This window comes from Microcoleus sp. Pol7_A1, from assembly GCF_036701085.1.
Classification (GTDB): Bacteria; Cyanobacteriota; Cyanobacteriia; order Cyanobacteriales; family Microcoleaceae; genus Microcoleus; species Microcoleus asticus.
The window spans coordinates 1-8,086 of sequence record NZ_JAUBQD010000117.1; the positions used below are offsets into that span (position 1 = coordinate 1).

The window sequence follows — 8,086 nt, forward strand, 5'->3', positions numbered from 1 at the left end:
TGCCAACAATAGCTCAAAACCTTTGCCCCACTTGTTTTGAGTATTTATACTTGTCGCAAAAGTGACACGCTCCCGTTTAATTTTTCAACGTTTGCTTAAAACAACGATAGTGACTTAAAGTTATCCAAAGTTATCATCGGTCGGGCTGTTTGATTCGCAAGCTGACGCTTGCATTTTTTACCATTTGCTCAGTTTCCCAAGTCGGGAGATAGAGGAATTTGTATTTAGTGATAAGTAGCTAGCTGTCTCCTTGTGTAACTCAGATACTAGGTTGTTAATCTTGATGCGAATTGGGGCTATTGTTTTTCGGATTCGATACCCCGAAGTCCCTTGAAGTCTCGAATTGTTACCAGCCAAAGGAGAGACATTAGCTGGTTTCGCGGAGGCGCTCATCTTTAGATACGATTGATATCTAATTTGCCTATTTCCAAGATTTGTGAACCGTCAATCTTACGTCAGCCGAGGTGAGATTTGAGACTTCCCCGCGATCGCTGAGCCGAATGATTTGAGATTTACCCCACAGATGAATCTGGGATTTTGAACAAGAGTCGAAAATTTTGGGGGCTGGCGACTCCTGTCGGAAACTTGTATCCGTTTTCGGGCGGGGTGACAAAGATTCGGACATCCGGGTAGAATCACAGTAATATTGGCTGACAAAAAACTAGAGATCCTCAAAATCTGTGCTGGAGACTCATGTAGCCGATCCGGCAGTACCCGATCGCAGATAATTCATCAAAATATATTTCAAAAGACCGATCGAGACTTTCGTAAAAGCTATCATCATCACACAACATAGCTCATCTTTAATTTATTACAGCTAACCGCGCCGCCACGGGCGCTGTGATTTGAGCAAACAATTTGGGAAAATAGAATGAACGTGCGAAGGCGACACACCCCACCACGCTTTTTTCTCCCAGTACAGGTAACCCCCAAGTGATGTGTCCGGACGCTATAACGAGAGTATCCCGCAAGTTAATCAGGTAAGTAAGCAACTTACCACTTAACGAACAAGATCTGATTGCAAGCACTGGCAAATCCCTCTAACGTCTCGTCAATTTGTGGACGAAGCTTAGAGGGGACTGCGAGCTTACACTTGAGAGATAGGGATTGAGCAACAACATGATAGCTGATCCATAAACAAAGAATACGGGGGTTAAAACCCCGCGTTGGTTTTCCTCTCAGCACTCTTTGTGACTGAGTTTCCCACCTATTGAGTGTTTTTTATGACTAACACATCCCAGGGGTTTCGCTCCACATCGATAGTTGCTCTGAGCAATTTTACTCCGGCTCTCAACAAGATGATTCAGGCGGGTTACGTCAACGGCGACCAACTGAAGCAAGCTCAAATTGAAAGCCAGAAGTCGGGCAAGCGGTTGACGGAGGTATTAGAAGCACTTACCGGGCAGCCGTTGCCCCCAGAATTGCTGCGGCTTTACAAGAAGCAGCAGATGTTTGAACGGAAGATTGTCTACGGGGTTGAAGCATTTGACCCGGAGATGAGCGAAATGTCTAACGAGCAACTCGGAGTTATGCTCGACGGGTTGAAGATTTCGCTCGACATTTGTCACCAAGGCCGGTTTTTACCCGTAGCGAAGACTGAAACTGAGCCTGCGGCGGTTTTAGTGGCAATGGTAGATCCCGACAACCTCAACGCCATAGAAGATTTGCGGCGGATTTTACAGCCTCACGGCTTGGCTTTGCAGCGACGGGTGATTACGCCAGACGACTATCAGGACATAACTTCGGCTTATCAAGACGACCAAGTTAAGGTAGCAGCCAAAATAGCAGCAGCCGAAAAGCAGAGAAAGATGGATTTAGGGGAGGGAGATTTTGGCGAGCTCTCCCTAGAAGAGGAGACTGCCGACCAAGAAGACCTAGCTAACACCTTGGACGATGCTGAGGCGGCTCCGGTAATTAAGGCCGTCAATATCATTTTGGCTAAAGCTTTGTCGGAAAAGGTGTCTGACATCCACGTAGAACCTCAAGAAGAGTTCATGCGGATTCGGATGCGGAAAGACGGGGTGCTGCAAGAGTATTTCCGGTTTCCCAAGCAGGTAGTCGCATCGATTACGGCTCGTTTCAAGATTATTGCCAACCTGGATATTGCCGAACGCCGACAAGCTCAAGACGGGCGCATCCGCCGGGTGTTTGAGGGACGCACGGTGGATTTCCGGGTGAACAGCTTGCCTTCCCGGTACGGCGAAAAAATCGTACTGCGGATTTTGGACAGTTCCAGCACTCAGTTGGGTTTGGGTTTGTTAATTTCCGACGAAGAAACTCTGGCTTTAGTGCGAGAGAGTGCTAGCCGTCCGTTCGGACTGATTTTGGTGACGGGGCCGACGGGTTCGGGCAAGTCAACTACTCTGTACTCGATTCTGGCGGAACGGAACGATCCGGGGGTTAATATCAGTACGGCGGAAGACCCGATCGAATATGCTTTGCCAGGAATTACCCAATGTCAAGTAATTCGGGAAAAAGACTTGACTTTTTCCAACATTCTGCGGGCATTTTTGCGGCAAGACCCTGACGTGATGCTGGTGGGGGAAACGCGGGACAAGGAAACGGCTAAAACGGCTCTGGAAGCTGCTTTGACGGGACACTTGGTGCTGACGACGCTGCACACGAACGACGCGGCTGGGGCGGTCGCGCGTTTGGCGGAAATGGGCGTAGAACCGTTCATGGTTTCGGCCGCTCTGTTGGGCGTGTTGGCTCAGCGCCTGATGCGGCGCGTTTGCGACAAATGCTGCACTCCTTACCAGCCTACTGCCGCAGAACTCGGCAAGTACGGTCTGTCGGCTTCTCAAGAAATTGATCTGACTGTTTACAAAGCCAACACCGTACCGGTGGAGCAAAGGAAGGAACTCGCAGAACGCGAGGAACTTTGTCGGAAGTGCGGCGGCCTAGGCTACAAAGGACGGGTAGGGGTTTACGAGTTCCTGAAAAATACTGAGCGGCTTCAAACTCTGATCACTCAAGGAGCTCCCACAGAGCAAATTAAGGAAGCAGCAGTAGAAGAAGGGATGAAAACGTTGTTGGCTTACAGCTTGCAGTTGGTGCGGGAAGGCGCGACTACTTTTGAAGAAGTCGAGCGGGTGACGTTTACTGACTCTGGCCTGGAGGCGGAAATGAAAGCAAAACGCAAGCAGGGACTTACCTGCAAAACTTGTCGGGCGGAATTGAAGCCGGAGATGTTGGATTGTCCGTACTGCTTGACGCCACGCTTTTTGGATTGATTCAGCAGTTAACTGTTGACTGTTAAATGTTGACTATTAACTGTTGACTGTTAACTGAGCTAGATTGGTCAATAACTATCAACTCGATCGAGGAGAGGTATCTATGGGTCTGATGATTGAAGACGTACTGGAGTCCCTGGTAGAGCAAGGGGGTTCGGACATACACATCCAAGCGGGCGCGCCTATATTCTTCCGAGTTAGCGGTAAACTAACTCCTCAGACGCAATACGGCGACATTCTGTCTGCTGAGGAAGTGCAGATCCTGATTTTCCAAATGCTCAACAATATGCAGCGCAAGCAGTTGGAAATGGAGTGGGAACTCGACTGCGCTTACGGCGTTCGGGGATTGGCTCGGTTTCGCGTCAATGTCTACCGGGAGCGGGGTGCTTGGGCTGCTTGTATGCGGGCTCTGGCTTCTAAGATTCCTAACGCCGATGCTTTAGGCGTGCCGCAGATTTTGCGGGATCTGACGGAAAGACCCAGGGGTATGCTGTTGGTGACGGGACAAACGGGTTCCGGGAAAACTACTACGATGGCGGCTTTGTTGGATCTGGTCAACCGGACGCGGGCAGAACACATTCTAACAGTTGAAGATCCGATCGAATATGTGTTTCCCAATGTCAAGAGTTTGTTTCACCAGCGCCAAAAGGGCGAAGATACTAAGAGCTTTGCTAATGCGCTGAAAGCTGCGTTGCGCGAAGATCCTGATGTAATTCTGGTGGGGGAAATGCGGGACTTGGAAACTATCGGTCTGGCAATTTCGGCAGCAGAAACGGGTCACATGGTGATGGGAACGCTGCACACTAATTCGGCCGCTGCAACGATCGATCGGATTTTGGACGTGTTCCCGCCAATTCAACAACCCCAGGTTCGCGCCCAGGTGTCTAACTCTTTGGTGGGAATTTGCAGCCAAAATTTGGTAATAAAAGTTGGGGGCGGCCGCTGCTGCGCTATGGAAATCATGGTGAACACTCCAGCTATGGCTAACTTGATCCGGGAGGGCAAAACTCCCATGATTTACTCCCAAATCCAAATGGGGGCAAAATTGGGTATGAGGACGATGGAAATGGCTCTCGCTGAACTTTACAAGAGCGGTAAAGTCACTTGGGAATCCGCAATGGCCAAGGCTTCTAAGGCTGACGAACTCGAACGCTTGATCGGCCCGGCACCTGTTGGTGGCCCTAAGGTAGGAGCTCATTAATTCAGTCAGCACTCATTAGTTAGGAACCCCTAGAAAGAACTGATGACTGATGAGTGATGAGTCATAACTTTTAATAAATTTTCAGAGGTGAGCTGTGGCTACCAACGTTATTCGCGAAAAACCGAAAGGTGGCTTTGATTTCAGTAAGATTCAGGAGCAAATCGAGTATAACCTTACCAGTCTTACTGTTAAGGATATGGCTATTTTTGCTCGTCAGTTTGCGGCTATGTTTAATGCAGGGGTGGCGATCGTTCGATGCCTTTCCGTGCTGCACGAGCAGTGTTCTAATGCTAAGCTGAAGCGAGCGCTCAGGAGCATGAATGCTGACGTGCAGGAGGGGATAAACTTGGCAGAGGCGATGGCTAAGTTTCCTGATGTTTTTGACCAACTGTTTATCAGTATGGTGGCGGCGGGAGAAGTCGGGGGGGTGCTTGATGAAACCCTAGACCGTCTGGCGGTGATGATGGAAAAAAATCACAAGACGGAGGCTGAAATTAATTCGGCAATGTCTTATCCGAAGACTGTGTTTGGCATCGCGATCGTGATTTTTTTCGCAATGACAATATTCTTGCTACCAACTTTCGCTAAAATCTTTAAGGATATTGGTGCAGATTTGCCGGCTTTTACGGTGATGATGTTGGCAATTAGTTCATTTTGTACGGCTTGGCCTCCCATTCAACAGGTGACAGTTATTGGGGTAATTATAGCGCTCAAAATTGCCTTCGATATGTACTACAAAACTCCAATAGGCCACCTACAAATTGATAGGATTGCGATGAAGTTGCCGATTTTTGGAGATTTGATCGAAAAATCGGCGGTGGCTCGGTTTTGCGTGATATTTGGGTCGCTGACGCGATCGGGCGTGCCGATTCTCAATTCTTTGGAAATTGTGCGAGATGTGGCTGGGAATCAGGCGATCTCTAATGCGATCGAATATGCCCGACAGGAAATTCAAAGCGGTGGCATGATCAGTATTGCTTTGCAAGAACAAGCTGTTTTTCCGTCTTTGGCTATTCAAATGATGGCAATTGGCGAGGAGACAGGGGAACTTGACAAGATGCTGATGAAAGTTGGCGCTTTCTACGAAACAGAAGTTGAAGAAGCAGTAAAAGGACTTACCAGTATGCTAGAACCTCTGATGATTGTGGTCGTCGGTGGTATCGTAGGTTCGATTTTGCTATCGATGTATCTGCCGATGTTCGCAGTGTTTCAGAAGCTGTAAAAAAAGGCTAATTAGTTATTAGTTATTAGCAATTAACGCATAACCAATGACTATTTCAATCGTTCCCAGGCTCTGCCTGGGAAGATATTTGGAGGAGGCATAGCCTCGATTAAAAGGAGAAAAAAATTTGGAGGCTCTGCCTCCAAATCTTCATTACCAGCGTCTTTCTGGTAAGGAGAAGCGCTCGATTAGCAATTAGCAGCAATTAATAATTACTTATTCTTTGATTTAAAAATGTCTGTTAAACAATCACATTACGAGGCCTTACTAGCAGAGTACAGCGAATCTTCTGCCGCGATCGCCCTGCTGAAAAAATATCGAGTTTACATGGAAATGATTCCTAGTATCCGCCGCGCCCATGATAGTTTAATTACCATTCCTTTGCCAATTGCGCGCTTGCGGGACGGAGTTTCGTATGCGGGAAAAGGCGGCACTAGCATATCGCCCGGACAGGCAGTTTGTTTGCCCTGCGATTTGGCGATTTTGATGTGCGATCCTGAATGGAAAGTTAAAATAGGAGTGGAAATTTTAATTTTCATTCATCGTCCGGGCGAAGAGTTTTCTGAGTTGCTAGGCCGCTGGCGACAGTCTCAGGTTTGGCTGGATAAAGGTTACGAATGGCTGATGCCGCACCGCTACAGACATATTTACAGCGATGAAGCTGAGGCTGTTCATCCGCTATTTGTTTTGTTTGATGAAACGCCGGAACTGATTCAACGGGGTTTGATGGCGGCTGGTTTGCCGTTTGTGTTGGAAAGTTTCGAGTCTGGGATTGAGGAAGTAGAGGAGGAAGAGTTTCTGGGTAGCGGGGAACTGGGAAGTATTGGTGAAGAGAGTTTTGATTTGTAGGGTTGGGTGCGATCGCCTATAGCCATCCTATTGCTTGATGTAAAGTAGATTTTTTTCAACGAACCGCAGAGGGCGCAGAGGGCGCAGAGAAAGAGAAAAGAGATAAATATTGATGTTTGCCAATCCTAAATCGGGTTGTTATATGCCAATATTCAAAGATATTTTGGGTGGGGAAAGGAATGTTTATGCTCGACAGGTAGATCGCATTTCAAACAATCGAATCTGGGGGGGTAACAACCAGCCTGAAACCCAGAGGTGGTGAGGATTGAGCCAATGTGTGCTAAAAAAGATAGGCAGCATAATTGTTACACGCTTGCCTATCCAAAAAATAATGATACCAACATTTTACCAGACTCCTTTAAAAAAACAACTGACGAAAGCTCAGTTTCTTGTAATGACAATTTTGCTATCTGTGATGCAATCAGAAAAACAAGTGAGATTAGAACGACTGGCACGGGTATTTCCTTATCCAATTACAACAGAAAGTCGGCGCAGAAAAATACAAAGATTTCTGGATTTACCAAATTTAACTATCTCATTAATTTGGTACCCATTAATTACTTATTGGTTGACCACTTATTGCCCCATTGGTACTCGTTTATCAATCGCAATTGACCGCAGTCAATGGGGGTGCATTAATCTTTTTATGGTTAGCCTAATCTGGGAAAAAAGAGCAATTCCATTATACTGGTCATTATTGCCAAAATTAGGAAACAGTAACTTGGAGGAGCAAACAGCAAATTTACAACAAATTTTACCATTGTTTTCAGAATATAAAATTATCGTTTTAGGAGACCGTGAATTTTGTTCTGTTGATTTAGGAAACGGGCTTAAATTAAAGGGTGTGTCGTTTTGCTTGAGACTAAAAAAGAATCATTGTATCGAAAGGAAACATTTAATTTGGCAACGGTTAGATGAATTAGGAATAGTACCAGGAACATCTTTGTCTGTTGAAAGAAAAAGAGTGAGAAAAACTCGACCTGCCACAGGATTTGAGCTTGCTTGTAAATGGAAAAGAAATTATGGAAAATCTCACGTTAAAGAAGCTTGGTTTATTCTCACGGATTTAGGTTCATTGCCAGCAGCAATCAATGCTTATAAGCAGCGGATGGGCATTGAAGAAATGTTCCGAGACTGTAAAAAAGGAGGCTACGATCTTGAAGGGACTAGCCTCAAAGGAAACCGACTTATTAACATGATTCTACTCATGACACTTGCGTACAGCTCAGCAATATTTCAAGGTACGGAACTGAAGAAAAAGCAGGTACAAAAATATGTATCTCGTCGCAAAGAACAAAAAAAAAATATCGCAGACGGAGTACATTTGGTGTTGGTCTAGATGGAGAAAAGTGGGTTTATTATCTCGAACAATATTCTTTGGAGGTGGAACAGTTAATGAAGTTAACTCCTTCTAAACGCCGCTTTTATCAACAAGGTATGCGGGCTGCAACCCTTATACAGTCTATCTCGTAGACCTTTTTGTCACCCCCCCCCAGCAATCGAATTAGGGCTTGCTGAAAAAGTAAGAAAACAGCATTTAGAAAGATGAATGAACTCGCAAGTCCCTTGATAATATAAGCT

General features: G+C 46.3%; 6 protein-coding genes. 5 read left to right on the forward strand and 1 reads right to left on the reverse strand.

The annotated features are described in order from the left end of the window. Positions 1-671 precede the first annotated feature (671 nt). Complete coding sequence (locus tag QUA20_RS30945) at positions 672-794, reverse strand: hypothetical protein (protein ID WP_333194121.1); 123 nt, start codon at positions 792-794, stop codon at positions 672-674. 429 nt (positions 795-1,223) lie between these two features. Between QUA20_RS30945 and QUA20_RS30950 the strand changes: the two genes are divergently transcribed. From QUA20_RS30950 to QUA20_RS30970, 5 genes are all read left to right on the forward strand, one after another. Beyond that, positions 1,224-3,233 (forward strand): GspE/PulE family protein, encoded by a 2,010-nt coding sequence (locus QUA20_RS30950; protein WP_333194123.1) that lies wholly within the window; start codon positions 1,224-1,226, stop codon positions 3,231-3,233. A 103-nt stretch (positions 3,234-3,336) separates the two neighbouring features. Continuing rightward, positions 3,337-4,434: a type IV pilus twitching motility protein PilT gene (locus QUA20_RS30955; protein ID WP_172190933.1), complete on the forward strand. Its 1,098-nt coding sequence runs from the start codon at positions 3,337-3,339 to the stop codon at positions 4,432-4,434. A 94-nt stretch (positions 4,435-4,528) separates the two neighbouring features. Next, positions 4,529-5,656, forward strand: a complete 1,128-nt coding sequence (locus QUA20_RS30960; RefSeq protein ID WP_333194126.1) for a type II secretion system F family protein — start codon at positions 4,529-4,531, stop codon at positions 5,654-5,656. 234 nt (positions 5,657-5,890) lie between these two features. Then, on the forward strand, positions 5,891-6,505 hold the full coding sequence (locus QUA20_RS30965) for a hypothetical protein (protein ID WP_333194127.1): 615 nt from the start codon (positions 5,891-5,893) through the stop codon (positions 6,503-6,505). Positions 6,506-6,770: 265 nt separating this feature from the next. Then, the gene (locus QUA20_RS30970; RefSeq protein WP_333194129.1) at positions 6,771-7,844 is read left to right on the forward strand and encodes an IS4 family transposase; all 1,074 of its coding nucleotides are present in this window, start codon (positions 6,771-6,773) and stop codon (positions 7,842-7,844) included. The last annotated feature ends 242 nt before the right edge of the window (positions 7,845-8,086 follow it).

Coding starts and splice junctions, on each gene's coding strand:
- QUA20_RS30945 (WP_333194121.1), bottom strand. CDS start 794: ATGTTGTGTGATGATGATAGCTTTTACGAAAGTCTCGATCGGTCTTTT.
- QUA20_RS30950 (WP_333194123.1), top strand. CDS start 1,224: ATGACTAACACATCCCAGGGGTTTCGCTCCACATCGATAGTTGCTCTG.
- QUA20_RS30955 (WP_172190933.1), top strand. CDS start 3,337: ATGGGTCTGATGATTGAAGACGTACTGGAGTCCCTGGTAGAGCAAGGG.
- QUA20_RS30965 (WP_333194127.1), top strand. CDS start 5,891: ATGTCTGTTAAACAATCACATTACGAGGCCTTACTAGCAGAGTACAGC.